Raw genomic sequence first — 515 nt, 5'->3', positions numbered from 1 at the left:
ACAGCCTGGGCGTCACCGTGGCAGGTGTCGCGCTGGACCACCGCCTGTATCACTTTCGGCTGGCCTGCTCGGGCTTTGAACACGCCCACGTCATTCTCGGCGGCGAGAGCTATGTCGCGCTGGCCGAAGGGCTGCAGAACGCCATCTGGGCACTCGGTGGCGCGCCACGCGAGCATCGCAGCGACAGCCTATCAGCGGCGTTCCGCAATCTCGAACGCGAAGCGCGCGACGATCTGACCACGCGTTACGATGCGCTGTGCGCCCACTACGGCATGCAGCCCACGCGCAACAACCGCGGCGTTGCCCATGAGAACGGTTCTATCGAGAGCCCTCACGGCCACCTCAAGAACGCAGTGCGCGATGCGTTGCTTCTGCGCGGCACTAACGACTTCGATGATCTCGATTCCTATCGCCGCTTCATCGACGAGATCGTCGGTCGCATCAACGCGCGTAATGGCAAACGCATTGAGGCCGAGCGGGCAGTGCTTCAGCCCCTTCCGGCCCAGCGTACGTGC

1 pseudogene is annotated in these 515 nt (G+C 64.1%); it reads left to right on the top strand.

What is annotated here, in order from left to right:
- Nucleotides 1-515, top strand: a pseudogene (locus tag GWC77_RS28265) (DDE-type integrase/transposase/recombinase); the annotation flags it as partial.

This window comes from Paraburkholderia sp. NMBU_R16 (assembly GCF_013282575.1).
In the GTDB taxonomy this organism is placed as follows: Bacteria; Pseudomonadota; Gammaproteobacteria; order Burkholderiales; family Burkholderiaceae; genus Trinickia.
This window is presented reverse-complemented; position numbering and strand designations above follow the sequence as displayed.